The sequence below is a fragment of the Desulfohalovibrio reitneri genome (assembly GCF_000711295.1).
GTDB lineage: Bacteria > Desulfobacterota > Desulfovibrionia > Desulfovibrionales > Desulfovibrionaceae > Desulfohalovibrio > Desulfohalovibrio reitneri.
Genome location: NZ_JOMJ01000003.1, coordinates 1,381,890 through 1,406,820, shown reverse-complemented (window position 1 = coordinate 1,406,820; position 24,931 = coordinate 1,381,890). Strand labels below are relative to the sequence as shown.

At 65.9% G+C, this 24,931-nt stretch carries 21 protein-coding genes; 7 read left to right on the top strand and 14 right to left on the bottom strand.

The window, feature by feature from the left end:
• Positions 1–16 precede the first annotated feature (16 nt).
• The 3 genes from N911_RS0107265 to purD form a co-directional block, all read right to left on the bottom strand.
• Complete coding sequence (locus N911_RS0107265) at positions 17–478, bottom strand: thioesterase family protein (protein ID WP_029895750.1); 462 nt, start codon at positions 476–478, stop codon at positions 17–19.
• 93 nt (positions 479–571) lie between these two features.
• Positions 572–1,072, bottom strand: a complete 501-nt coding sequence (gene purE, locus N911_RS0107260) for a 5-(carboxyamino)imidazole ribonucleotide mutase (RefSeq protein ID WP_029895748.1) — start codon at positions 1,070–1,072, stop codon at positions 572–574.
• Positions 1,069–2,364 carry a phosphoribosylamine--glycine ligase gene (purD, locus tag N911_RS0107255; protein ID WP_029895746.1) on the bottom strand — a complete coding sequence of 432 codons (1,296 nt, stop codon included), beginning with the start codon at positions 2,362–2,364 and terminating at the stop codon, positions 1,069–1,071. The genes purE and purD overlap by 4 nt, the downstream gene beginning before the upstream one ends.
• 169 nt (positions 2,365–2,533) lie before the next feature.
• On the opposite strand from purD, the gene N911_RS0107250 reads away from it, so the two are divergent.
• Positions 2,534–2,998, top strand: coding sequence for a YccF domain-containing protein (locus N911_RS0107250; RefSeq protein ID WP_051694044.1), 465 nt, complete (start codon positions 2,534–2,536; stop codon positions 2,996–2,998).
• On the opposite strand, the gene N911_RS16710 is transcribed toward N911_RS0107250, so the two are convergent.
• The 9 genes from N911_RS16710 to N911_RS0107200 form a co-directional block, all read right to left on the bottom strand.
• On the bottom strand, positions 2,999–5,443 hold the full coding sequence (locus tag N911_RS16710; protein ID WP_051694042.1) for a PAS domain S-box protein: 2,445 nt from the start codon (positions 5,441–5,443) through the stop codon (positions 2,999–3,001). It lies immediately after the preceding gene.
• A 625-nt stretch (positions 5,444–6,068) separates the two neighbouring features.
• Positions 6,069–7,451: a UTP--glucose-1-phosphate uridylyltransferase gene (locus N911_RS0107235; protein ID WP_051694041.1), complete on the bottom strand. Its 1,383-nt coding sequence runs from the start codon at positions 7,449–7,451 to the stop codon at positions 6,069–6,071.
• 518 nt (positions 7,452–7,969) lie between these two features.
• Positions 7,970–9,457 carry a PP2C family protein-serine/threonine phosphatase gene (locus tag N911_RS0107230; RefSeq protein ID WP_051694040.1) on the bottom strand — a complete coding sequence of 496 codons (1,488 nt, stop codon included), beginning with the start codon at positions 9,455–9,457 and terminating at the stop codon, positions 7,970–7,972.
• Between the two features lie 46 nt (positions 9,458–9,503).
• Positions 9,504–10,070 (bottom strand): manganese efflux pump MntP, encoded by a 567-nt coding sequence (locus N911_RS0107225; RefSeq protein WP_029895736.1) that lies wholly within the window; start codon positions 10,068–10,070, stop codon positions 9,504–9,506.
• Between the two features lie 3 nt (positions 10,071–10,073).
• The gene (gene dmeF / locus N911_RS0107220; RefSeq protein WP_035104485.1) at positions 10,074–11,048 is read right to left on the bottom strand and encodes a CDF family Co(II)/Ni(II) efflux transporter DmeF; all 975 of its coding nucleotides are present in this window, start codon (positions 11,046–11,048) and stop codon (positions 10,074–10,076) included.
• Complete coding sequence (locus N911_RS16705) at positions 11,045–12,586, bottom strand: NAD+ synthase (protein WP_341860294.1); 1,542 nt, start codon at positions 12,584–12,586, stop codon at positions 11,045–11,047. Before N911_RS16705 ends, dmeF begins: the two co-directional genes overlap by 4 nt.
• A gap of 171 nt (positions 12,587–12,757) precedes the next feature.
• Entirely contained in the window at positions 12,758–13,927 is a 1,170-nt protein-coding gene (locus N911_RS0107210) for a YibE/F family protein (RefSeq protein ID WP_035104481.1), read from the bottom strand.
• Positions 13,928–14,002: 75 nt separating this feature from the next.
• Entirely contained in the window at positions 14,003–15,487 is a 1,485-nt protein-coding gene (locus N911_RS0107205) for an alkaline phosphatase (RefSeq protein ID WP_029895730.1), read from the bottom strand.
• 191 nt (positions 15,488–15,678) lie between these two features.
• Positions 15,679–15,945, bottom strand: a complete 267-nt coding sequence (locus N911_RS0107200; protein WP_029895729.1) for a hypothetical protein — start codon at positions 15,943–15,945, stop codon at positions 15,679–15,681.
• Positions 15,946–16,133: 188 nt separating this feature from the next.
• On the opposite strand from N911_RS0107200, the gene N911_RS0107195 reads away from it, so the two are divergent.
• A complete protein-coding gene (locus N911_RS0107195) occupies positions 16,134–16,856 on the top strand; it encodes a PHP domain-containing protein (RefSeq protein WP_051694038.1) in 723 nt (240 codons plus the stop codon).
• A gap of 484 nt (positions 16,857–17,340) precedes the next feature.
• Here N911_RS0107195 and N911_RS17430 read toward each other — a convergent pair whose 3' ends face one another.
• Together N911_RS17430 and ettA are read right to left on the bottom strand one after the other, a co-directional pair.
• The gene (locus N911_RS17430; RefSeq protein ID WP_051694036.1) at positions 17,341–18,615 is read right to left on the bottom strand and encodes an NYN domain-containing protein; all 1,275 of its coding nucleotides are present in this window, start codon (positions 18,613–18,615) and stop codon (positions 17,341–17,343) included.
• A gap of 83 nt (positions 18,616–18,698) precedes the next feature.
• Entirely contained in the window at positions 18,699–20,381 is a 1,683-nt protein-coding gene (gene ettA, locus N911_RS0107180; protein ID WP_029895724.1) for an energy-dependent translational throttle protein EttA, read from the bottom strand.
• Between the two features lie 219 nt (positions 20,382–20,600).
• On the opposite strand from ettA, the gene N911_RS0107175 reads away from it, so the two are divergent.
• The 5 genes from N911_RS0107175 to lpxK all read left to right on the top strand — a co-directional run bounded on the left by N911_RS0107175 (position 20,601) and on the right by lpxK (position 24,918).
• On the top strand, positions 20,601–20,873 hold the full coding sequence (locus N911_RS0107175; protein ID WP_029895442.1) for a transposase: 273 nt from the start codon (positions 20,601–20,603) through the stop codon (positions 20,871–20,873).
• Positions 20,870–21,646 (top strand): IS3 family transposase, encoded by a 777-nt coding sequence (locus N911_RS0107170; RefSeq protein WP_051693969.1) that lies wholly within the window; start codon positions 20,870–20,872, stop codon positions 21,644–21,646. Before N911_RS0107175 ends, N911_RS0107170 begins: the two co-directional genes overlap by 4 nt.
• A 447-nt stretch (positions 21,647–22,093) precedes the next feature.
• A complete protein-coding gene (locus N911_RS0107165) occupies positions 22,094–23,008 on the top strand; it encodes a calcium/sodium antiporter (protein WP_081859087.1) in 915 nt (304 codons plus the stop codon).
• 69 nt (positions 23,009–23,077) lie between these two features.
• Complete coding sequence (locus N911_RS0107160; RefSeq protein ID WP_035104478.1) at positions 23,078–23,797, top strand: Bax inhibitor-1/YccA family protein; 720 nt, start codon at positions 23,078–23,080, stop codon at positions 23,795–23,797.
• 50 nt (positions 23,798–23,847) lie between these two features.
• Positions 23,848–24,918 (top strand): tetraacyldisaccharide 4'-kinase, encoded by a 1,071-nt coding sequence (gene lpxK / locus N911_RS0107155; protein ID WP_051694034.1) that lies wholly within the window; start codon positions 23,848–23,850, stop codon positions 24,916–24,918.
• The last annotated feature ends 13 nt before the right edge of the window (positions 24,919–24,931 follow it).

Genomic DNA, 24,931 nt, shown 5'->3' with positions numbered 1-24,931 from the left:
GGGCGCGGCCCCGGTGTCAAGGCTGGGAGAAACAGACGCCCTGCCCCAGCCCCTCGGGCCGCGCCAGTTCGTCGTGGCGGGCCTTTATGGCCTCCAATTCGCGGCGCACCTCGTCGGGAAAGTCCACGGGGTCGCCGTGCGGGGTTTCCTGCCGCACCACCTCGTCAGCCGTGGCCAGCCGGTTGCCCACCCGCACCCGGTAGAGCACGTGGAAGAAACGCACCGCGTCCCGCTCCACCTCGATGACCATGCTCTCCACGCGCACGGGTTCGCCCACCTTCTCCAGGCGGCGCAGCCGGTAGGCGGCCTGCCGTGCGCGCAGCAGGCTGCCGCCGCCCCGGTGGATGTCCAGGCCGCAGTCGCCCAGGATGGCCTCGGCCGCGGATAGGAACAAGCCGGGCAGCCCCCGCATGGAAAGCTGCCCGGCGTGGTCGGCCCACTCGGGACGCAGATATTCCTCAAGTCGCAAATGGGACATGTTCTTCCTCCATACCCGCCATCCTAGGGCAACGGCGGGTACGGGGCAAGGCGGGGAGGCGGAACGGGCCGCCTCCCGGGAGCGAAAAACGGACTACTCGTTTTCCAGCTCGTTCGCGGCTTTTTCCACGCCGTCCTTGAAGCCCTGGCGCAGCTCCATGATCCGCTTGGCCAAGTCCGGGTCGGACAGGGCCAGGATCTGGGCGGCCAGGTGGGCTGCGTTCTTGGCCCCGGCCTTGTCCAGGGCCACGGTGGCCACGGGGAAGCCCGGGGGCATCTGCACGGTGGCCAGCAGGGCGTCCATGCCCTGCAGCGGGGAGGCGTTGATGGGCACGCCGATGACCGGGCGGATGGTCTTGGCGGCCACCGCCCCGGCCAGGTGTGCGGCCATGCCCGCGCCGCAGATGAATACCCGGCAGCCCTGGCCTTCCAGCTCGTCCACCAGTCCGGCGGTGCGCTCCGGGGTGCGGTGGGCCGAGGCCACGGTGAAGCGGTGGGGGATGTCCAGGGAGGACAGGGTGTCGCTGCAGGAGCGCATGACGTCCTTGTCCGAGATGGAACCGATGAAAATGGCCACAAGAGGTGCGTCGCTCACAGGGATTCCTCCTCGGGTTCCCATTTCAGGCCTTTTTGGCCGATGTCGAAACGGCAGTACTGTTCCTCGAAATCAATGGCTTCCACCGCCTTGTAGGCGGCCTCTCGGGCGCGCTCCAGCCCCTTGCCCAGGGCGGTGACGTTGAGCACCCGCCCGCCGGAGGTGACGAGATTGCCCTCGCCGTTGAGGTCGGTGCCGGCCTGGAATACCTTGACCCCGCCCGGGGCCTCGGCCCGCTCGATTCCGGTAATGCGCATGCCCTTGGAGCAGGGGCCGGGGTAGCCCTTGGCCGAGAGGACCACGGAAAGGGCGGTCTCCGGCTTCCAGGACACGCTGGTGCCGTTCAGCCCGCCCTTGGTGCAGGCCAACATGATCTCGGCCAGATCGGAGTCCAGGCGCATCATCAGCGGCTGGCACTCGGGATCGCCGAAGCGCACGTTGTACTCCAGCACCTTGGCGCCGTCGGCGGTGATGATGAGCCCGGCGTAGAGCACCCCCACGAAGGGATGGCCCTTGGCCCGCATGTAGCTCAGGACCGGGTCGATGACCTGGCGGCGGACGGTCTCATAGTGGTCCTCGGGCAGGATGTGCGCCGGGGAGTAGGCGCCCATGCCGCCGGTGTTGGGGCCGGTGTCGCCCTCGCCCACGGGCTTGTGGTCCTGGGAGGTGGGCATCACGGCGCTGGTTTCGCCGTCGCAGAAGGCCAGGAAGGAGACTTCTTCGCCCACCAGCAGTTCCTCGATGACCACCTTGTCGCCCGCGCCGCCGAACTCCTTGTGCACCATGACCTGCTCCAGCACGTGCTCGGCGCGCTGCACGGACTCGCAGATGATGACCCCCTTGCCCGAGGCCAGGCCGTCGGCCTTGATGACCAGCGGCGCGCCGGTCTCGCGCACGAAGTCTCGCGCTTGGCGGAAGTCTTCGAAGCTTGCGAAGTGGGCCGTGGGCACCCCGGTCTCCAGCATGACCTCTTTGGCGAAGGCCTTGGAGCCCTCCAGCCGGGCGCAGAACTCGGTGGGCCCGAAGCAGGGGATGCCGGCATCATGCAGGGCGTTGGCCAGCCCCTTGGTCAGGGGCAGCTCCGGCCCGGGCACGCACAGGCCCACATCCTTTCTTTTGGCGTAGTCCACCAGGGAGCGGATGTCGTCGGGATCGATGTCCACGTTGCGGCCGAACTCGGCCGTGCCGGGGTTGCCGGGGGCGATGGACAGGCTGTCCACCAGCGGTGATTGGGAAAGCTTCCAGGCAAGGGCGTGTTCGCGGCCGCCCGAGCCGACCAGGAGGACATGCACGTGGCGCGCTCCTCGGGGTTTGGGGTTGAAGGAAGGGGGAAACTACCGCAGGAGGCCCGCGGTGGCAACGCGCGGGCTTGGCCCGGAAATATAGGGTGTTGTGATTTGGTGGCGGATATTCTATGCATGTTCCCGTTTCGGCTGCATTTTCAGGGAGGAGGGTTTCGTTATGCGGCTGCTCGGCAATCTGCTTTGGCACATCCCGTTTCTCGGCTTCGTCACCGCCGGAGTCACCTGGCTTCTCGGTCTGCTGCTCACCATGCTGGTCATCCCCGCGCCCATCGGCCTGGGCTGCATGGAGCTGGGCAAATTCCTTTTCCTTCCCTTCGGCAGGGAGATGATCTCCGGCACCGTATTGAAGGACACGCGGCATCCGAAGTGGAAGGCCTACTCCACCGTGATCATGGTGCTGTGGCTACCAATCGGCCTGGTGCTGGCGGCGTTCGCGACCCTGCAGGTGGTCAGCCTGTTCCTGAGCATTCTGGGCATCCCGGCGGCCATCGTCCTGGCCAAGTCGCTGCCCACCTATCTCAACCCGGTGAACAAGAAGTGCGTGCCCTCGGAAGTGGCCGAGGAAATCCGCCGCCGCAGGGGCGTGGAGGGCGCGGCCGCCTACCTGGGTGAAGAGGCCTAGCTACCCGTCACCGCGAGCCGTCCCGGCCAGCGCGGCCTGGATGGTCTCCGAAAGCTGCGTTTCCGGAATGGGCTTGAAGAGGTAGGCCGCCACCCCGATGGTTTCGGCCTCCTCCGGGGTGAAGGATTCGGAGAAGCCGGTCACGAGGATGACGGGCAGATTCGGCCGCAGGGCCAGCATTTCCCTGGCCAGCTCCTCGCCGGTGATACGGGGCATGGCCTGGTCGGTGATGATCAGGTCGAAGGCCCAGGGATCGGCCGTGAACTCTTCAAGGGCCTCGCCCGGCTTGGTGTGCGCGGTGACGCTGTACCCCAGGTTGCGCAGGGTCTCCGAGGCCATCTCAGCCAGGATGGGCTCGTCGTCAACCAGGAGAATGCGGCCCTGACCGCCGTTGGCCGCCTCGGCCCGCTCGGCGGGATGGGGCGAGCAGACCTCCCCCCGTGGCATCCGGACAACGAAGGTCGTCCCCTCGCCTTCCCGGCTGTCCACCGAGATCGAACCGCCGTGGGCCTCCACGATGCCGTGCACCACGGACAAACCCATGCCCGTGCCCTCGCCCTTCTCTTTGGTGGTGAAGAAGGGGTCGAAGATGCGCTCCAGCACCGATGGCGGCATGCCCTCGCCTGTGTCCGTGACGTACAACTCCAGCATGCCGCATCCGGCCGGGTCCGGGGGCGCGTCGCGCAGGACCACTTCCAGGGTGCCGCCCCGGTCCCGCATGGCCTGCACCGCGTTGGTGCAGAGGTTCATGACCACCTGGTGCAGCTGGGTGGGGTCGGCGACCACGGCGTCGTCCTCCGCCTCCAGCTTCTGCTCGATCTCCACCCCCGGCGGCAGGGTCGCGGAAAGCATCTTGGTGACTTCCTTGCACAGGGTCGCCAGGTGGACCGTGGACCTGGCCTGCTCGGTTTGCCGGGAAAATGTAAGGATCTGCCGCACCAACTCCGAGGCGCGGGTGCCGGCGGAGCGGATCTGCTCCAGGTACTCGCCCACCTTGGGGTTTTCGTTGCGGCGCAGGGCCAGGTTGGCGAACCCCAAAATGGCGTAGATCATGTTGTTGAAATCGTGGGCGATGCCCCCGGCCAGGGTGCCCAGGGCCTGCATCTTCTGGGTGTTGCGAACGCGGCGTTCCAATCGCAGCCGCTCGGTCTCCGCCTCCAGCAGATCGGTGACGTCCACGGCCACGCCCAGCACCCAGCCGTACTCGGGCAGGGGCACCTTGGTCTTGGTGTACCAGCGTTTTTCGCCGGTGGCGGAGGTGATGGTCTTGTGCGGGATGTGCAGGACCGTGCCCGTCTCCAGCACGGTGCGGTCCTCGCGCTCGAAGCGGGCCAGTTCCTCGGGGTTGGCGTTGAAGGCGCCCCCGGTGTGGCCGATGAGATTCTCCGGCGGTACGCCGTAGAGGTCGGCCATGGCCTTGTTCACCAGCAGGTAGCGGCCCTGGGCGTCCTTGACGAAAATGGGGCTGGGCACGGAGTCGATGACCAGCCGCAAAAAGCGACGCTGCTCCTTGAGCCCGTCCTCGGCCTCGCGCCGTTTGGTCACGTCGCGGCCCACGGCCTGGTATTCGGTCAGCTCGTCCGCCTCGCCGAAAATGGCCCGGTGGGTCCACTGCTGCCAGCGCAGGGAACCGTCCTCCATGCGGATGCGGTGCTCGAAGCTGGTCACTGGCTGTTCCGGGGTGAGGCTCGCGATGTGGCTCTCGATGAGGCGCAGGTCCTCGTCCGGGATGTCCGGCAGGAAATTGCTGTTGAGCAGGTCATCGCGGGTGCGGCCGTAGTAGCGCAGGTAGGCCTCGTTGACGTAAGACAGGCGTCCGTCGGGTAGATAGCGGCAGATCAGCTCGGTCTGGTCCTCCAGGATGGCCCGGTACCGCTGCTCGCTCTGCCGGGCGCGCTCCTGGGCCATGATGCGCTCGGAGACCTCGGCCATGAGCTGCTCGTTGGCCTTGCGCAGTTCCGTCGTGCGCTCGGCCACCCGGGCCTCCAATTCCTCCCTGGCCTCGCGTAGAGCCTCCACCATGCGGCGGCCCTCGGTCACGTCCCGCAGCGTCACCAGGTGCGCCGGAGCGCCGTCCCAGGTGATGTTAACCGCCCGCATCTCGGCCACCTGGCGGTCGCCGCCGGCCGCGTGCAGCTCCACTTCGGCCACGTCCCCCACCGAGGGCAGGCCGAACGGCCACTCGGCCAATTCATCCGCCTTGCGGCCGAGCATTTCCTCGGCCGCGGGATTGAGGAACCGGACACTCCCCTCCCGGTCCACCACGAGCATGCCTTCGAGGGCGCTGACGATGACCTGGCTCAAGCAGCTGTTGCCCGAACCCAGGCACCACGCCTCGGGATTCTTCAGCGCCTCGCGGAGCTTGCGGTTTTCCTCGCGAAGCCGTTCAAGCTCGCTTAGCGAATCGTCGGCAGGGGGCACGTCATCCATATCGGCCATTTCCATCACTCTCCCTCCGCGCGACAATCAAGCCCGCCGCGCGGCACAACGAAGCAAGCCCCAGACATACACCATCAACGCCAGGGAATCCATGATAACACGTGCTTCAATCAGGTGAACGGCGAGTGATGGCGGGGGAACGGCGGTGCCGGGGGGGGGTGCTGGGGGCGCGAAGGTGAATCGGAGCGAAGCGCGCCCCCCTTTCGGGGGCCGGATGCCCCCGTGTTCCCGGAGAGCACTACTTCCGGGCCTTTTTCGCCTCCTCGGCCCCCATGGAGACCAGGATGGCCAGGGCGGCGGCCACAAAGGCCAGGGGCAGGAAGAAGATGACGCACATGGGATGCTCCTTGCAGTGGATATAAGTCCTGTTCCGTCCGCCGCAACGGGTTCTTCGGCGTGGGTGGATACACAGGACACAGCGCACAGCGACGCATGCGCCGGGGTGCTCCCCGACCTCGTCCTGACGCGCTCCACCCCGCGAACACACATGCAAGGTTACTTTGCCGCAGGGCCAGGGTGCGCGTAGCCCCCTGGTCGCCCGCAGGGCGAAATACCCCTGTTTTTCCTACACAAAAAAGGCGGACGGTGGGGTCAAACCCAGCCGCCCGCCTTTCATTCATCCAGCCCCATTCTACGCCAGCACTTCGCGTCCGCGCATTTCGGTGCGGCGGATGCGGGCGGGGAGGCCTCCGGTGTTTTCCACCACCACTTCGCCGTGCAGGGAGGGGGCGGTTTCGAAAAACACGTCGCCGCGCACGCGCAGGAGCTGGCAGTTGGCCAGGGAGGGCACGCCCGCGGGGAAACGGCGGAGGAACTCGTCGATCTTCTTGTAGTAGCGGGAGTCCAGTTCCACGCGGGTGGTGTGCCCGGTGTGGATGAGGTTGAAGCGGTCGTCGAGCCGGTAGTTGTCGGACATGACGCGCAGCAGGTCGTCGGTGGTCTTGACCGGCAGGAAACGGGAGCGGGGCACCTCCACCACGGCGGCGCCGGGGAAACCGGAGATGGCCGAGCCCATGGCGGTCTCGAGCTGGAACACCTTGGGCGAGTCCGGATCGCGGGGGTCGATGGTCTTGGAGTTGGCGATGAGGGAGAGTGACACCTCGCCTTCCTCCTCCAGCAGCCTGTTCAGGGCGCGCAGGTCCACCCAGACGGAGTTGGTGTTAAAGTAGCGGTGGCGGTCGATGTCCTGGAAGGCGTCCAGGTCGCCGTCCGGGGTCTGGGCCACCTCGCGCAGCACCAGCCGTCCGTCCTCGGCGCGGGCCAGATGGCCGCCCTTGCGGTCGTCCTTGGTGCGGCGGGCGACCTCCATGAGGAAGGGCGCGCCGGTCTCGGCCATGAGGCCCAGCAGGGCGGGGTCGAAGGAGGCCCCGAGGTTGTCCGCGTTGGACACGAAGGCGTAGTGGTAGCCGCGCTCAAGCAGGGCGTCCAGGGTGCCGGAACTCTTCAGGGCGGCGTACAGGTCGCCGTGCCCGGGCGGGTTCCACTCCAGGGACGGATTGTCAGGCCACTCCGCCGGGGAGAGATCGTCGGCCATGACCTTGGGGAAGCGGTTCTGCAGAAAGGACAGGGGCACGCCCGTGGGGTTGCCGAAGTCGCCCAGGGCGGCCAGGGAGTCGTCCTCGGTATTGAAGGAGTTCATCAGCACCAGGGGCAGGCAGGCTCCGGTGTCGCCTCGGAACCGCTCCACCTGGCGGCGGATGATGTCCAGGAAGGTGAGCCCGTTTTTCACCGGCAGCAGGGACTTGGCCTTGTCCAGCCCCATGGAGGTCCCCAGGCCGCCGTTAAGCTTGAGCACCACGGCCTGGTCGGCCAGCTCCAGCCCCTTGGCTGCGTGCTCCCGGCTGGTGGCTAGGCTGGGCACCTCGTCCGGGGTCAGCGGCGAGAGGTCGGACTCGGGAATCATGCCGCGCTCGCCCGAGGCGAGGCGCTGGTACAGGCCGGTGAAAGCGGAGACGACGGACTCGGGCAACCCGTCGCCGCGCATCTTCTTCTTGAAGGTCTCGATATGGCTCATGCTGTGCTCCTCCCACAGTTTGGTCGCATCCGCCCCCCGTGACGGAACCGGGCGGAGGGGCTTTGTTTTCATGATGCCACACTCGTATTTCCATGGCGAATGATAAAGGGGAGGGAGTGGAGAGAAAACGGTGAGACGGGTGAAAACGGGGTGCGGGGAAAGGGGGAAGGCTGGCGGGGTGGACGTTCAGGACATTGGGGCAGGATACTTCCTCCTCCAAACTCCCTCCATCCTTCCTCAAAACTCTTTGCCGCTCGCTTCGCTCGGGGGCGTGGTACAGGCGTAAGAACCGGGGTGCCGTCTTTCAATTTCGTGTTCAACGCATCTGGAATCAACCGGCCAGGGTGGGGGCCGGGTAGACCCCATCCCGCGAACGCAAATTCGCCGGGGCGCTTCCTGGTATCTCCCCTGACGCGCTTCATCACGCGATACACATGCAAAGTTACTTTGCCGCAGGGTCCAGGAGGCGCGCAGCCCCCTGGTCGCCCGCAGGGCGAAATGCTTAACCTTCTCTTCTTCTACCCGATTTTCACCACGGCCAGGGTGATGTCGTCGTCCTGGGGTCGTCCGGCGGTGAAGGAGGCGACCTGGCTGAAGACGGCGTCGAGGATTTCCTGGGCGGTTTGGTGGGCGTGGGCGCGGACGATTTCCTGGAAGCGTTCCTTGCCGAAGTAGTCGCCTTCGCGGGAGGCGGCTTCCCAGATGCCGTCGGTGCCCATGGCGATGATGCAGCCCTGGGGCAGCGGGGTGAGTTCGTTGTCCGGGTAGCGGGAGGTCTGGTCCACGCCCAGGGGGAGGCCGTGGCCGAGGATAGAGGCGAAGGCGTCCATGGCGGGGTCGTAGATGATGGGCGGGTCGTGTCCGGCGCGGGCCCAGCGCATTTCGCCCTGGGGGGTGACGGAGAGTCCGATCATGGTCATGAAGCTGGAGGTGGCCTCGAAGTCGGTGAAGAGATCGCGGTTGACCCGGCGCAGGGCGTCGCCCAGGGATTTGGAGCGCATGAGGTGGGAACGCAGGGAAGAGCGGGCGGTGGCCATGAGCAGGGCGGAGTCCACGCCGTGTCCGGAGATGTCGCCGAGAAAGACGGTCAGGGGGGCGTTGTCCGGGCCGGAGGCGGCCAGGATGTCGTAGTAGTCCCCGCCGAGTTCCTGGCAGGGCAGGGCGCGGGCGGCCACCTGCAGGCCATCGAGTTGGGGCATTTCCGTGGGCAGGAGGGAGCGCTGGACTTCGGCGGCCAGGGCCAGGGAGTGTTTCTGCTCGGTGAGGTCGGAGACGAAGGCCACGTGGCCCCAGAGTTCGCCGTTGTCTCCGGTGAGGGTGTTGGACTTGACCAGGATGGGCACCTTGCGCCCGTCCTTGGCGCGGAGGGAGCCCTCCAGCACGCGCTGGTCGTTGCTGAGGAGCCACTCGCGGTTGTATTTGAGAAAGCGGCGGTATTCGTCGGTGGCGAGTTCCATGGGGGTGAGCCCCAGAATCTCCTCGCGGCTGAAGCCCAGCATGCGGCAGTATGCCTGGTTGGCGTCGAGGATGCGCAGGTGGGGGTCCATGAGCAGGAAGCCCTCGGCCGCGGTCTCCACGATGCGGCGGAACTTTTCCTCGCTGCGGCGCAGGGCGTCTTCGGCCAGCTTGCGCTCGGTGACGTCGACCACCACGCCTTCGTAGTGGGTGACCTGGCCGCTTTCGTCGCGCAGGGCGCGGGTGGTGTCCTCCACGTGGCGGACTTCGCCGTTGGAGGTGCGCACGCGGTATTCCTGGCAGTAGCTGGTGCGTTCGGCGGCGGCGTGTTCCTCAACCTCGCGGCCGAGCCGCTCCAGGTCGTCCGGGTGGACCAGGTCGTTCCAGGTGATCTTGCCCTCGAGGAAGTCGGACGCCTTGTAGCCGAAGCGGCGGACGTTTTCCGAGACGTAGACCAGGGTGTATTCGGGCGCGGGCAGACGTCGGAAGAGGACCACGGGGCTGTGGTCCACGATTTCCTTGGCCAGGCGCAGTTCCTCTTCCGGACGCATGGGGACTCCACTCTTTTCTATCCCCATGTTTCGGGGGGCTTGTCAATCACAGCACGTCGTGTTCGGCCAGGATTCGCACTCCGATGGTCCAGAGGATGAGGCCGCCGGCGGCGTCGGCCAGCCTGCCCACGGGCAGCATGCGGGCCAGGAAGTTGCCGGCGTGCAGCCCGGCCGCGGTGAAGAGCAGGGCCACCACGCCGATGACCAGGGAGGGGAAGAGGACCGGCTGGCCAAGCAGGGCCAGGGAGAGGCCCACAGCCAGGGCGTCCAGGCTGGTGGCCACGGAAAGCAGGACGAGGGTGGCGCCCCGGGTGGGGTCGGGGCGGGTGTGGTCCTCGTCCGGGAAGAGGGCTTCGCGGAGCATGTTGGCGCCCACCAGGAAGAGCAGGATGAAGGCGGCCCAGTGGGCGAAGCCCTCGATGAAAGGGCGCAGGGCGGTGCCGCCCAGCCAGCCCAGAGCGGTCATGCCGCCCTGGAAGAGGCCGAAATGGAAGGCCAGCCGGAAGGTGGCCCGTGCGGAGACGCGCGGCCGGGTGGCGCCGGTGGCCGCGGCCACGGCCAGGGCGTCCATGGCCAGGGCCACGGCCAGGGAAAGGACGCGGAGCCAGCCCACGGGCTAGTTCCCGCTTCCGGACACGGGGTTCACCTCCACCGTGATGTGGGAGAGGGAGGCCACCTTGTCCAGGGCGGCCTTGTACTCGTCCGGGGTCTTGGGGTGCTCGGCGGCCAGGGAGACCTGGGCGGCCAGATGGCCCGGCCCCACGCGCCAGACGTGCAGGTCGGTCAGGCGGCATTCCCCGTCGCACTCCAGGGCGGCCCGCATGCGGTCCTCCAGGCCGGGGTCGTCGGAGTAGTCCAGCAGCATGGCCCCGGTGTCGCGCACCAGCCCCCAGCCCCAGCGGGTGATGACCGCCGCGCCAACGATGCCCATGACGGGGTCGAGGAAGGTCCAGCCCGCCAGCTTGCCCGCCAGCAGGGCCACGATGGCCAGCACCGAGGTGAGGGCGTCGGCCAGCACGTGGATGTAGGCGGCGCGGATGTTGTGGTCGTGCTCGTGGTGATGGTGGTGTTCGTGGTGGGCGTGCCCGTGCCCGTGCCCGTGCCCGTGCCCGTGCCCGTGCCCGTGGTCGTGGCCGTGGTGGCCCAGCAGCCAGGCCGAGGCCAGGTTGACCACCAGCCCGATGACCGCCACGCCCATGGCCCAGCCGAAGTTGATGGGCAGAGGGTTGATGAGCCGCTCCACGGACTCCCAAACCATGAACAGGGCCACGCCGATGAGCAGCACGGCCGAGGCGAAGCCGCCCAGCGCGCCCACCTTGCCGGTGCCGAAGGTGAAGCGGCGGTTGGCGGAGTGGCGGCGGGCCACGGCGTAGGCCATGGCGGTGACGCCCAGGGCCCCGGCGTGGGAGGCCATGTGCCAGCCGTCGGCCAGCAGGGCCATGGAGTTGAAGGCCAAGCCGCCCGCGATCTCGGCCACCATGGTGACCAGGGTGAGCAGTATGACCAGGCGGGTGTTGCGCTCGTGGCGGTCGGCGGAAGCGTGGCTGAAGTCGTGTTCGTGCAGCCAGTATTCGATGTCGTCGCGGTTCACGATTCGTCCTCGGGGAGCCTCGCGGCCAGGGGCATGCGCCAGCCGGTGCCAAAGGCGCGGTCTGTTATCTTCAAAGCGGGCGGGGCCTGGCGGCGCTTGAACTCGGCGCGGCGCATCATGGTCTCCACCCGGCGGGCCAGCTCGAGGTCCACCCCGCGTTCGGCCAGCTGGCGCGGGGTTTCGCCCCGGGTCAGGCCGTCCACGATGGGATCCAGTTCCTCATAAGGCGGCAGGCTGTCCTGGTCCTTCTGGTCCGGGCGCAGCTCGGCCGTGGGGGCCTTGTCCAGCACGTTTTGAGGGATGACCTCGCGCCCGGCCAGAGCGTTCATGCGGCGGCAGACGCCGTAGACCAGGACCTTGGGCACGTCGCCCAGCACGGCCAGCCCGCCGCACATGTCGCCGTAGATGGTGCAGTAGCCCACTGCCAGCTCGCTCTTGTTGCCGGTGGTCAGCAGGAAGCGGCCGAACTTGTTGGACAGGGCCATGAGCAGCACCCCCCGGATGCGGGCCTGGATGTTCTCTTCCGTGACGCCCGGCTGAAGCCCGGCGAAGGGCTCGGCCAGGGCGGAGCCGAAGCCGTCCATGAGGCCGCCGATGGGCAGGGTGAGGGTCTCCATGCCGAGGTTGGCGGCCAGGTCGGCGGCGTCGTCCAGGGACTCTTGCGATGTGTGGGGGGAGGGCATGAGCACGCCCAGGACGTTCTCCGGGCCGATGGCCTCGGCGGCCACGGCCGCGGTGAGGGTGGAGTCCACCCCGCCGGAGAGGCCCAGCACGGCGGTGGAGAAGCCCTGCTTGGTCATGAAATCGCGGGTGCCCATGACCAGGGCGTTGTGCGCCTCCGCCTCGGGGGAGAAATCGTCCTCGGCCACGCCGCCGCCCTCGTCCAGGTCCACCAGCAGCACGTCCTCGGCGAAGCCCATGGCCCGGGCGGTCAGCCCCCGGCCGGGCAGGGCGGCCATGGAGCGTCCGTCGAAGAGCAGATCGTCGTCGCCGCCGGTCTGGTTGGCCAGGAGCACGGGCAGGCCGTAGTGGTCGGTGATGGCCCGGAGCATGTCCTCCCGCACTGCCTGCTTGCCCAGGGTGAAGGGCGAGGCGGAGAGATTGAGCACGGCCCTCGCGCCCAAGTCGCGGCACTCGGCCACGGGGTCGGTGTGGTACTTGCGCTCCAGCCAGAAGTCCTTGTCATTCCAGATGTCCTCGCAGACCGTGACGGCTAGGCGCGTCCCGGCCACCGCGATGACCAGCGGACCGGAGCCGGGCTCGAAATAGCGCGTCTCGTCGAAGACGTCGTAGGTGGGCAGCAGGCGCTTGGCGTAGACCGATTCGATCTCCCCGCCGCGCAGCAGGGCCGCGGCGTTGTGCAGGGGGCGGCCCACACCGGTTTCGTTGGGCCAGGGCAGGCCCACCAGCAGGGGCGGACCGTCTGCCAGCTCCCGGGCCAGCCGGGCGGCCGCCTGGCGGCAGGCCGGGCGAATCCCGCGCGCAGCAACAGGTCGCGCGGGGGGTAGCCGGACAGGGCCAGTTCCGGAGCCACGCACAGGTCGGCCCCGGCGGAGGCGGCCTGGCGGTGCAGCTCGGCCACCTTGGCCGCGTTGGAACGCACGTCGCCAACCAGTGGATTGGCCTGCAGAAGCCCTATTTTCACGACGGTTCTCCTCGCGGTTGCATGACCGACGAGGGTAGCCGTTTTGGTGCTTCCTGAAAAGGCGTCAGGGCTGTTCCGCCTCGCCGGGAAGGCACTCCGGGCGGCGGGTGAATATCCAGGCCCCGATGAGGGCGGTGAAGGGAGCCACCATGACCAGGCCGAAGGAGCCGACCAAGGTCTTGAGGATTTCCGCGGCCACGTAGACCACGTTGAAGAAGTTGGCCAGGGGCACGCCCTTGGCCATGAAGGCCATGAGCAGGGTGAGAAAGCCGCCGGAGTAGGCCAGCAGCAGGGTTGTGGTCATGGTTCCCACTACGGCCCGGCCCACGGAAATGCCGGACTTGAGGGCCTCGGTGAAGGAGATGTCCGGCTTCTTGCAGACCACCTCGTGCAGGGAGGCGGAGACGTCCATGGCCAGGTCCATGACCGCGCCGGAGGCGGCCAGGAAGACGGCGGCCATGTAGATGCGGGAGAGGTCCAGGTGGGCGAATCCGGCGTAGAGCAGGGGTTCGGAAAAGGGCATGACCGCGCCGGAAATGGCGAACTCGCCGGTGAAGAAGACGGCTAGGGCGGCCGAGGTGAGGATGCCCAGGAAAGCCCCGAGAAAGGCGGTCAGCCCCTTGCGGTTGACCCCGCCCACCAGGAAGATGATGGCCGCGGTCATGACCGCCACCACGCCCAGGGCCAGCCAGACCGGGTCCCACCCCTTGAGCAGCAGGGGCACCAGCACCCGCCACAGCATGAGCGCGGCGAAGAGGAAGGATAGCAGGGCCTTGGCCCCGGTGAGTCCGCCGAAAAGCAGCAGCGCCCCGGCGAACAGCCCCAGCAGGAGCAGCTCCAGGTCCAGCCGGTAGTGCGACTCCGGCGCGGCGTTGACGATGCGCTCCTCGTCCGGGGAGAGGGTGAGGGTGACGAAGGCGGAATCGCCTTCCTCGAACAGGGTGTCGCGGTCCATCATACCCAGCAGGGGGTTGTTGGACGTGACCACCTCGCCCTGGAACCGCCCGTTCTCGATTCGCAGGAGGAGGTGCTGGTCGCCCGTCTTGACGATGCCGTGGCGCAGGACATCGGAGTCGTCCGTCTCCAGCACTGTGGCCCGCACCCGCTCGGAGCGGGTGTCCTGCAGCGCGCCCTCGAAGCCGGTGGGCAGGAAGTAGAGGGCCACGGAGAGCACGGCGAACAGCAGGGCTGCGGCGAGGTCGCGGCGGGAGGAGTCGGTGCGGGTGGCTGGCATGGTCTGGCTCCGCTGGGGAAATGAAAAAGGGCGGCGCGGTCCGCGCCGCGCCGCCCGGGAGGTGGTGCGGGGTGGCTATTTGGCGGCTACCTTCGTCTTGGCGGAGCTTTCGGCATAGTGCGCCTTGGGCTCGATGCCCATGACGGCCATGAGCTTCTTGGCTGCGTCGGTGTTGTCGTAGTAGCCGTTGAAGATGTCGGCTCCCACGCCCATGGCGGAGATGGGTACGGGCACGCCGGTGTGCTTGTAGGAGGTCCAGCCCAGGCCGGCCTTGTTGTTGAGAATGTGGGTGACGGTCACGGTCAGGGGCTCGTAGCCGCCGTACAGCAGGTAGGTGGAGGGATCGGCGGAGTGCTCCTCCTGGCCGCGCATGGAGCGGTGGAAGGACTCGATGAGCTGGGCCCGCTCGTAGTCGGTCAGGACCATGACGTCGGCCTTGGAATCGCCCTGGAACTTCAGGCCGAAGTTCTCGGTGATGAGGGGCTTGATGTCCTCGAACCCGCCGCCTTCCTTTTTGAAGGGACCGAGGACTTCCTGGTCGAACTTGGTGAAGGAGACCTTCTGGCCGCCCAGCACCTTGAAGTCGGTCTCGTACTTGGTGCCGGCGAAGCCCAGGGTCAGGCCGCCGCACTCGTGGTCGCCGGTGACCACGATGAGGGTCTCGCCGGGGTGCTTCTCGGCGAAGGCCATGGCCTCGCCCACGGCGTCGTCAAAGGCGATGGTGTTGCTCACGGCCGCGCCCGCGTCGTTGGCATGGCAGGCCCAGTCGATCTTGCCGCCCTCGACCATCATGAAGAAGCCTTTGTCGTTGTCCAGCAGCTCGATGCCCTTCTTGGTGAACTCGGGCAGGGTGATGTCCTCGGGGCGCATGTCCATGGCGTAAGGCAGGGCGCCGGAGTCCTGCAGCCAGGAGTTGTAGGCGATGGCGCGTTGGCCAGGCTTGAGGGCCATGAAGTCCTTTTTGTTGTCCACCACCTTGAAGCCGTTCTTCCTGGCCAGCGCCAGGGCGTCGCCCTTGGGCTCAACGCCCTTGCGTTTGCCAGTGGGGTCCTTCAGCCCACCGCCGCCGAAGTAGTCGAAGCCGGACCCGGCCAGCTGCATGTCGACGTAGTGGTACTGGGAGCGGTGGGGCACCTTGGCGTAGAAGGCCGCCGGGGTGGCGTGGTCGATGGACACCGAGGAGACGATGCCGACCTTCATGCCGCGCTCCTTGGCCATCTCGGCCAGGGTCTTAACGCGTCTTTCGGAGGGGTCCATGCCGATCATGTTGATGTTGGTCTTGATGCCGGAGGCCAGGGAGGTGGCCGAGGCGGCGGAGCCGGTGATGAAGCGGTTGGCCGCCTGGGTGGTGGTCATGCCCTGGGCGGGGAAGCGGTCCATGCGCAACTCCTCGCCGGTGTAGGCGGTGGCGGCCATGCGCTGGGGCGAGGCCATGCCGTCGCCGATGAACAGGAATACGTACTTGGGCGGTTTGCCCGAGTAGTCGTACTTTTCGGCCGTGGCGGGAACCGCCAGGGCCATGACCGCCAGGGCGGCCAGCAGGATGCGAAGGGGTTTCATTGCCTGTCCTCCTCGAAGGAAAAGTTGGGGGGTGGGGGTTTGCCGCGGTAAGGGCACGCTGCCACGTTCCCCGCCTTCGATGGTTGCGGACAGGTTACGCGATTCCAAAGGATTTATGAACACATACCCGGGGAGGAGGAAAGCGGCCCCCGGCGCGGGGGGCCGCCGATTCGGTTTCGGGAGGATGGCGGCTACTTCTTTTTGGGCATGCCGATGGTCTTGATGGAGGCCAGCTTGTCCCAGGCGTAGTAGCTCACGCTGACGTCGTCCGTGCCCTGGTCGCGGATGACCCGCAGGTAGGCCTCCTGGATCTCGAAGACCACGTCGCCCCGCATGGGGTCGCCGTCGTTGTTGAACTCGATGGCGCAGCCGTTGCGCAGCTTCCGCGAGAGGCCCAGGTGGGGCATGGAGGCGTATTCCACAACCTTGATCCAGGTTTCCTTGAGCTCTTCAGTCATTGTCTCTCCCTTACTTGAGGTGATGGCGGGTGAAGCCGGAATTGGTTTTCCCTATTCCGTCATTCGTAGGCCAACATTTAGTCTACAACAAGAGACAATTTTTCATGGTTGTAAATAGCAAGATTGAAACCTCGCGCATGCCCGTCCCGCGCCTTTGACCTTCCCTCCGCCCGTGCTACCATGCGGCAATGTTGCTGGACTGCCACGTGCACACCTCCGAGCACTCCCCCTGCTCCGTCATGACCGCCTACAAGGCCTGCGCCACCGCTTCCGCCGCCGGACTGGACGCCATGGCCCTTACCGACCACCACTACCTGGCCGGGCAAGCGGAGATCGACGCCCTCATGCGCCACTTCCCCGGACTCCGCCTCTACCCCGGCATCGAAGTAACCGTGGCCGAAGGCTTCGACATGGTCGTGCTCACACCGCGCGGCGCCTCGCCCGCCACGGAGTTCCGCCCCCGGCCCTTCCTGGGACTGGACGAACTGGAACGACAACTCCGCCCCATGCGCGACGACTGCTTCCTCTTCGTGGCGCACCCCTTCCGCTACCAGGACCGCCGCACAGCCGACCTGGAATCCGTCCTCGCCTTCGCCGACGGCGTGGAAGTCAACTCCATCAACATCCTCAAAACCAAACCCACCTGGAACAACGGCCAGGCACAACCCGCCAACGCCGAACTCTACGAACAAGCCGCCCGCGACTTCGACCTCGTCCGGCTCACCAACACCGACGCGCACCAGGAAAACGCCCTTGGCTGCCTGGCCAACTCCCTCCCCGGACAACCACCCGCCGAACCCGCCGAACTCAACCACCTCCTGCGCACCACACCACCACAACCGCACCAAAACCCCGAACGACTCAAAAAAATCCTCGGAAAAAGCGGCTTTCTGTCACTTTTTGGATTGTAGAGGGGGGAAGAAGATTTCGCCCTGCGGGCGACCAGGGCCTGCGCGGCCCTGGACCCGCGGCAGAAATAATTTCTGCACTTTGTGACGCGTGATGGAGGGAGTCAGGGTACGTTCCGGGAGGAGTCCGCGAATATGCTGCGGCGTGGTGTGGGAGGCGGGTATAACCAGGGTCCCGTTGGTTGGACTCTCTCGTTCATGGGCGCGGTGTTTGGCTCCAATAACCCAAAATAGAGGGCCAACCTGCGAAGCAAGGAGCGGATTTCCCCCCGTAACGAGTTCGCCGGAGTGCTCCCCGACATACTCGCTACCTTTCCTCAACACGCGAATACAAATGCAAAATTATTTTGCCGCAGGGTCCAGGGGGCGCGTAGCCCCTGGTCGCCCGAAGGGCGAAATCTTTCTTCTCTTCCCCATAAAAAAAGCCGCCTTGTTCCGGGGCGGATGCCCCGGAACAAGGCGGCTGGTTGTCGTCTCTCGCTTCCCGTTATTCGCTGACGCTTTCGATGGCTCGTTCGAAGTTGTGTCGGCAGCGTTCGTCTTGGCAGATGTTTTCCATGAGGTCTTTGGTTGTGAGTTCGTCACCGATTTCTTCGCGCAGGACGCGGGTGAGCATGAAGATGATGTTGTTGAGGAAGGCGTCGAAGGTTTGGGAGGAGGGGGCGAGTCCGATGGTCCCGGCCTGTTTGTCCAGGTGGAAGGAGTAGGACTTGAACATGAGGCGGTGGAGGGAGACGGCCTCGTTGCGCCGGGCGTCCTCGTCGATTTTCTGCATTTCCTTGAGCAGGTCGTCGATGAAGGAGTCGAAGCTGGGGTAGGTGTGGTTGAGCAGCAGGGTGTGGGCTGCCAGGAGTCCGTCGTAGAAGATGGAGGGGTGAGGCAGGAATATTTTGCGGCGGCGCAGGACGGACTGCACGTCGTCGCCGTGGGGCTGGACGGCGTGGGCGGAATGGGGCTGGGGCTCGGCGTCCTCGGCGGGTTCGCTGAGGAATACCTGCTCGCCGCCGGGGTCATCGCGCATGTCCAGGAAGGGTGCGGACTGGATGAAGGAATCGAAGTCGTCGAAGCCGTAGTCGGTGGGGTCGAAGGAGGGGTCGAGCCGCTGCATGACGGGCTTGACCGAATCCTTGGGCGCGTAGCCGCCGCCGGTGCGGGACATGATGTTGACCACGGCCTGCCGCAGCAGTTTGTGGGCTTCGGTGAGGTCGTCCTCGACAGGGAGCATTTCTGTCAGGCCGGTCTTGCGTTCCGGGGCGAGTTTCTTGACCAGGCTGAAGTAGTATTTGAACTCGTTGCAGGATTTGACCCAGAAGAAGTTGGTGGAGTTCTCCTCGCCCAGGCCCATGATCTCCTTGCCCTTGGAGCGGACCTTCTGGGCCACGGAGACGTAGTCGGAGTCGCCGCCCACGATGAGGACCTTGTCAATGTGGGAGAGGAGGGAGACGTCTTCAACCACGTCCAGGGAGAGGCGGATGTCCGCGCCGTTTTTGGCGTGGGAGCCGCGCGGGAAGAGATGGATGAGGTCGATGGAGTGTTCCTGGAGCTTGCGGGAGTAGGAATAGAAGAAGCTCCAGTTGGCGTAGGCCTTGTTCATGACCACTTTGCCCAGGGAGGCGGCGTACTCCATGATGACGTCGATATCCACCAGCTCCGGTTGGCGGGTGCGCCAGTCGCGGCGGTAGGAGCCGATGCCGTTTTCCAGGTCGTAGAGGGCGGCGTGCAGGTTTTCGAAATCCCAATAAACGGCCACGAGATCGGACATAGAAAATCTCCTTGAAACGATGCTTGGGGTTGCTCGGGGACGCCGGGCGGGGGGCCGCTCCCCCGCCCGGCCCATAGTCCGCTTTAGCGGGTGAGCTTGCGATACTTGACGCGGTGCGGCTGCAGGGCTTCCTCTCCCAGGCGCTGCTTCTTGTCTTCCTCGTACTCGGAAAAGTTCCCGTCGAAGAAGACTACCTGAGAATCGCCCTCGAAGGCCAGCACGTGTGTGCAGGTGCGGTCCAGGAACCAGCGGTCGTGGCTGATGACCATGACGCAGCCGGCGAAGTTGAGGATGGCTTCCTCGAGCGCCCGCATGGTGTTCACGTCGAGGTCGTTGGTGGGCTCGTCCAAAAGCAGGACGTTGCAGCCGGACTTGAGCATCTTGGCCAGGAAGACGCGGTTGCGCTCACCGCCGGAAAGGACCCCGACCTTCTTCTGCTGGTCCGCGCCCTTGATGTTGAAGCGGCCCAGATAGGAGCGTGTCTTGATCTCGCGGTTGCCCAGGGTGAAGACCTCGCGGCCCTCGCCCACGACCTCCCACACTGGCTTGTCGTCGTCCAGGGCGTCGCGGGTCTGGTCCACGTAGCCCAGCTTCACGGACTCGCCCAGGTCGATCTCGCCGCAGTCGGGCTCCTCCCTGCCGGTGATGAGCCGGAAGAGGGTGGTCTTGCCCGCGCCGTTGGGGCCGATGATGCCCACCACGGCTCCGGGGGGCACGGTGAAGTCGAGGTTCTCGAAGAGCAGGCGGTCCTCGTAGCCCTTGCAGACGCCGTTGGCCTGGATGGCCTTCTTGCCCAGCCGCGGTCCGGGCGGAATGTAGATTTCCAGGTCCTCGGCCAGCTTATCCACGCCTTCCTTGAGCAGTTCCTCGTACTTGTTGATGCGGGCCTTGGATTTGGCCTGGCGGCCGCGCGGGGACTGCTTGATCCAGTCCAGCTCGCGTTCGAGGGTCTTGACTCGCTTGGCCTCGGATTTCTCCTCGCGGCGCATCCGTTCCTCTTTCTGCTGCAGCCAGGAGGAGTAGTTGCCCTTCCAGGGAATGCCGTGGCCCCGGTCCAGCTCCAGAATCCAGCCCGCCACGTTGTCCAGGAAGTAGCGGTCGTGCGTCACGGCGATGATGGTGCCGTGGTAGGTGTGCAGGTGGTGCTCCAGCCAGGCCACGGTCTCGGCGTCGAGGTGGTTGGTGGGCTCGTCCAGAAGCAGGATGTCCGGCTTGCGCAGCAGCAGGCGGCACAGGGCCACGCGGCGCTTCTCGCCGCCGGAGACCTTGTCCAGGGGCATGTCGCCGGGGGGGCAGCGCAGGGCGTCCATGGCCTGCTCCAGGCGGGAGTCCAGGTCCCAGGCGTCGGCCGCGTCCAGCTTCTCCTGCACCTCGCCCTGGCGCTCGATGAGTTTCTGCATCTCATCGTCGTCCATGGGCTCGGCGAACTTGGCGTTGATCTCCTCGAATTCCTTGAGCAGATCGGCCACCTCGCCGACGCCTTCCTCGACGACCTCGCGCACGGTGCGCGTCTCGCCCAGCAGGGGCTCCTGCTCCAGGTAGCCGATGGTGTAGCCGGGGGCGCAGTCGGTGGTGCCCTGGAAATCGTCGTCCTCGCCCGCGAGGATCTTCAGCAGCGAAGACTTGCCCGACCCGTTCAGGCCGATGACGCCGATCTTGGCGCCGTAGAAATACGACAGGGAAATGTCCTTCAGAATGGGCTTCTTCTCGTAATACTTGGAAACCCGGGACATGGAATAAATGATCTTGTTGGGCTCGGCGCTCATATCTCCCCAATACCGGTTGGCGTTACTGATCGAAAACCTTAACCGACTCACTTTGTATAGCACACACACTGGATGTCAAAGGGATTCAGGGGAGGAAATGGTGGCGGAAATTGGTGGCAAGGGAACGGATGGTGGCTGGCGGGGGTATCCTGCCCCCAGTTTGAAACAGCCTTGATTTAAGTGGAAGTCCGTGGCTTCTCAACAGGCAGGAGGTTTGCCATGAAGCGACGGAAGTGGACCCCGGAGCAGAAGACTCGGGTCGTCCTCGAAGGCCTTCGAGGACGACCCGTGGGCGAAGTGTGCGCCGAGTACGCCATCTCGCAGAACCAGTACTACAAGTGGCGCGATCAATTCCTTGCCCAGGCGCACAAAGCGTTCGAGACCGAGCACGGCGCACAGCGTACGGCCAAGCTTGAGCGCGAGAACATGAAGCTCAAAAGCCTGATCGGTGAGTTGACCATTGAGCTAAAAAAAAGCGGGCCGTTCGGATGAAGCGTGGACCATATGCAAAGGTCGCCGAGCGCAACGCCGACCTCCTGGCCCGCATTCGCGGCATCAAGGCCGACCATCCGTTCTGGGGATACCGTCGGGTCTGGGCGTTTCTGCGCTTCGTGGACGGCGTAGTCGTCGGCAAAAATCGCGTCTACCGGCTCATGAGCGAGCATGACCTCACGGTGAAGCCCAACCTGCGACTCAAGGCCAAACGCAGGCCGACCGGCGTCAAGCCCCGGCCCACGCGACCCAACGAGTGGTGGGGTATCGACATGACCAAAATCAAGATTGACGGCTACGGCTGGCTGTACGTGGTCATTGTGCTTGATTGGCGCACCAAGAAGGTCGTCGGCCATTACGCCGGCGACCAGGCCAAGGCGTGGCATTGGCTCTCGGCGCTCAACGCGGCTGTCGGCAGGCAGTTCCCCGAAGGCGTGCGCGACGGCGGTCTTCATCTCATGGCCGACAACGGCTGCCAGCCGACCTCGGCGAGCTTCATGAAGGCTTGCCGCGTCATGGACATCAAACTCGCCTTCACCAGCTACAACAACCCAAAAGGCAATGCCGACACCGAGCGCTTCATGCGCACCATGAAGGAAGAGCTGGTCTGGATTAATGAATGGCGTAGCCCGACGGCCTTTTGCCAAGCCTTGGGCTCCTGGATCGAAGAATACAACCAAGGCTACCTGCACTCGGCGCTGGGGTATAAAACCCCGGTGACAACCGAGCAGGAACTGATCAACTCGCGGACTCTCTTAAAAAAGGCTTGCTAAACCGGGGGCAGTACAGGGGTGTGTGTTCAGGGCAGCGGGAGAAGGAGGAAACCCCTTTTGGGAAAAGCGGTTTCCTCCTTCTCCCGCACCCTCATCCTCCTTCCGCCAAACCTTTTATCGCTCGCTTCGCTCGGGAGCGGGGTACAAGCAGGCGGGAGCCGGGAGACCGTGGCCCAATCCCGTGTTCATCGCATCTGAAGCCAAACGGTCGGGACTGGGATTTACCGGGTGAAATAGCCAAGCAATCGCGGGTTCGCCGTAGTACTCCCTTCCCGCGCACCACCTCGCGCCAACACGCGGTACATATGCAAACTTAGTTTGCCTCGGGTCCAGGGCCGAGCAGGCCCTGGTCGCCCGCAGGGCGAAATCCTCCCTCTTTTCCCTCCAGCTTCCCCCGCCTCCGCTTTTTCTTGCTTCACGCCCGTCCATGCCGTAGGTGCTGGCCTCGTGACCGATGCTGTCTTTTTGCTCATAGCCATTGGCTTGTTGTGGTTCAGCGCGGACTGGATCGTGGAGAGCGCTTCGGCGGTGGCCCGGCGGTTCGGGGTGTCGGAGTTGGCCATCGGCTTGACGGTGGTGGCTTTCGGGACCAGCGCGCCGGAGTTTTTGGTGACCATCACGGCCGCCATTCGCGGCCTGGCCGATATTTCCCTGTCCAACGTTGTGGGGTCGAATTTCTACAATCTGGGCCTGGTGCTGGGTTTGGTGGCCATGGTGCGGCCGGTGGGCGCGGGCAAGGTGGTGCTGTACCGCGACGGCATGCTGCTGCTGGGGCTGACCGCGGCGGTGGGCATGGCGGTTCGTTTCGGCTGGCTGGGCCCCAGCGGGGGGCTGGTCCTTCTGCTGTTCTTGTTGGGGTATGTGCTGATTCTGCTGCGCACGCGGTCGGCGGTGCAGGATATTCCGGGAGCGCGCGAAGTGCGCTGGTGGGACTATCCTCGGCTTTTGGCCGGGTTCGCCGGGGTGGCCCTGGGCGGCAGCCTGATGGTGGAGTCGGCCTCGTCCATCGCCCGGGGGCTGGGTGTGAGCGAATGGTGGATCGGCATGACACTGGTGGCCTTCGGCACCAGCCTGCCGGAGCTTGTGACATGCCTTTCCGCCGCCTTGAAGGGGCGCAGCGACATGCTTCTGGGCAACCTCATCGGCTCCAACGTGTTCAACTTCGCGGGGGTGCTGGGGCTGACCTGCATGCTGCGGCCGCTGGATGTTTCGCCCTCTGCCCAGGCGGTGGTCTGGTTCAACCTGGGGGTTGTGGCCTTGGTGCTGGTTTTCATGCGCACGGGCTGGCGCATCGGCCGGAGAGAGGGGCTGGTGCTTGTGGCCCTGAACGTGGCGGCCATGGCTTTCGGGCGGTTGGGATAAGTATTGCGTTGGATGCCCGGGGCATTATATGAGTAAGGTTGAACGTATCGACGCACAAGGAGCACAACCATGAATCGTTTCGGATACGCGGCCGGGGGCGTGCGCCAGCGCACCCGCGCCACCCCTGAGGTGGTCAACGCCTTCATGCGGGGCGTGTACGCCTGGATGAGCGGCGGCTTGGCAATCACCGCCCTGGTGGCCTGGTACGGGGCGCAATCGCAGTTCGTCATGCAGAACATTCTGGGCAGCGGGGTGGGCCTCATCGGCTTGGTCATCGGCCAGTTCGCCCTGGTCATCGTGCTGTCCGCGGCCGTGCACAAGCTGGCTCCGGCCATGGCCTCGGGGCTTTTCCTGCTCTACTCGGGCATGATGGGCCTCTTGCTGGCGACCATTTTTTACGTCTACCCCATGGGCGACATCTTCAAGGCCTTCATCACCACGGCGGGCATGTTCGGCGCCATGAGCGTCTACGGCCTGACCACCAAGAAGGACCTGACCTCCTGGGGCAGCTTCCTGATGATGGGGTTGTTCGGCATAATCATCGCCATGGTGGTGAACATCTTCCTGCAGAGCGCGGCCATGGACTTCGTCATCTCCGGCATCGGGGTGGTGGTATTCACCGGCCTGACCGCCTACGACACGCAGCAGCTGCGGGTCATGGGCGACGTGGCCCCGGACGACCAGGCCGCGGTGCAGCGAGCCACCATCAACGGCGCGCTCAGGCTGTACCTGGACTTCATCAACCTGTTCATCATGCTGCTGAGCCTTTTCTCCGGAGGGCGCGAGTAGGCGACTCGTCAAAGGGCCGGTTCCGCGCGGGACCGGCCCTTTTCCTTTGCATGGACAGACTGCAGACCATCCAGAAAACCCTGGGGCCGCTCCTGGCTCCCATGGGATCGCTGTACTCCCAGTGGATGCGCCGTCGGGAGCGCGCTTACGCCTCGGGCCGCAAGCCGGTCTGGCGGCCGCCCGCTCCGTGCGTTTCGGTGGGCAACATCAGCATGGGCGGCACGGGCAAGACCCCCATGGTGGGGCGCTTGCTTGAGTTGGCCGAGTCGTGGTGCCGCTCGCCCTGCGTGTTGACCCGGGGCTACCGGGCCGCGCCGCCTGGGGAGCACTACCTGGTGCGGCCGGACAGCCCGCCGGACGAGGCGGGGGACGAGCCGCTGATGCTGGCCAGGGAGCACCCCTCGGCCAGCGTGGTGGTGGACCCTGTCCGCTCGCGCGGGGGGCAATGGGCGGCGGAGAACCTCCGCCCCGACCTCTACCTGCTGGACGACGGCTTCCAGCACCTGGGCGTGGCCCGCGACGCCAACCTCTGCCTGTTGCGTCCCGTGGACCTGACCGCGGACTGGGGGAGGGTGTTCCCGGCCGGATACTGGCGCGAGGGGGCCTTCGCCCTGCGCCGGGCGGACGCCTTCCTGGTGAAGCTGGAGCCCGGGGCCGACCCCGGGGCCCTGGCCGACCTGGTCCGCGAGCGGCTGGCGGAGCTGGACGCTCCCTGCTGGACCTTCCATTTGCGCGTGCGCGGGTTCCGGTCGCTGGACCCGGAAGAGGGCGGCGAGACCGCCGACCTGGGCGGCGAACCGTACCTGCTGGCCTGCGGCGTGGCCCATCCGGGCCAGGTGGAGGCCACGGTGAGCGAGCACCTGGGCTACCCGCCCGAGGGAATCATGGCCTTCGCCGACCATCACACCATGGACGCGGACACGGTGCGGGCCATCCGGGCCGAGGCGGCCCGGCGCGGCTGCGCCAGGGTGGTGGTCACGCCCAAGGACGCGGTCAAGCTGCCCCCGTTTTCCGGGGGCGTTTCTTGTGTTACCAAAGTGGATATTTCCTCCCCGGTGATCGGGGACGATGATTTCGATCAATTTTTGCGCGGCCGCGTAGAGCGGGCCGAGAAACAGTAAGGATTTTTCGCAT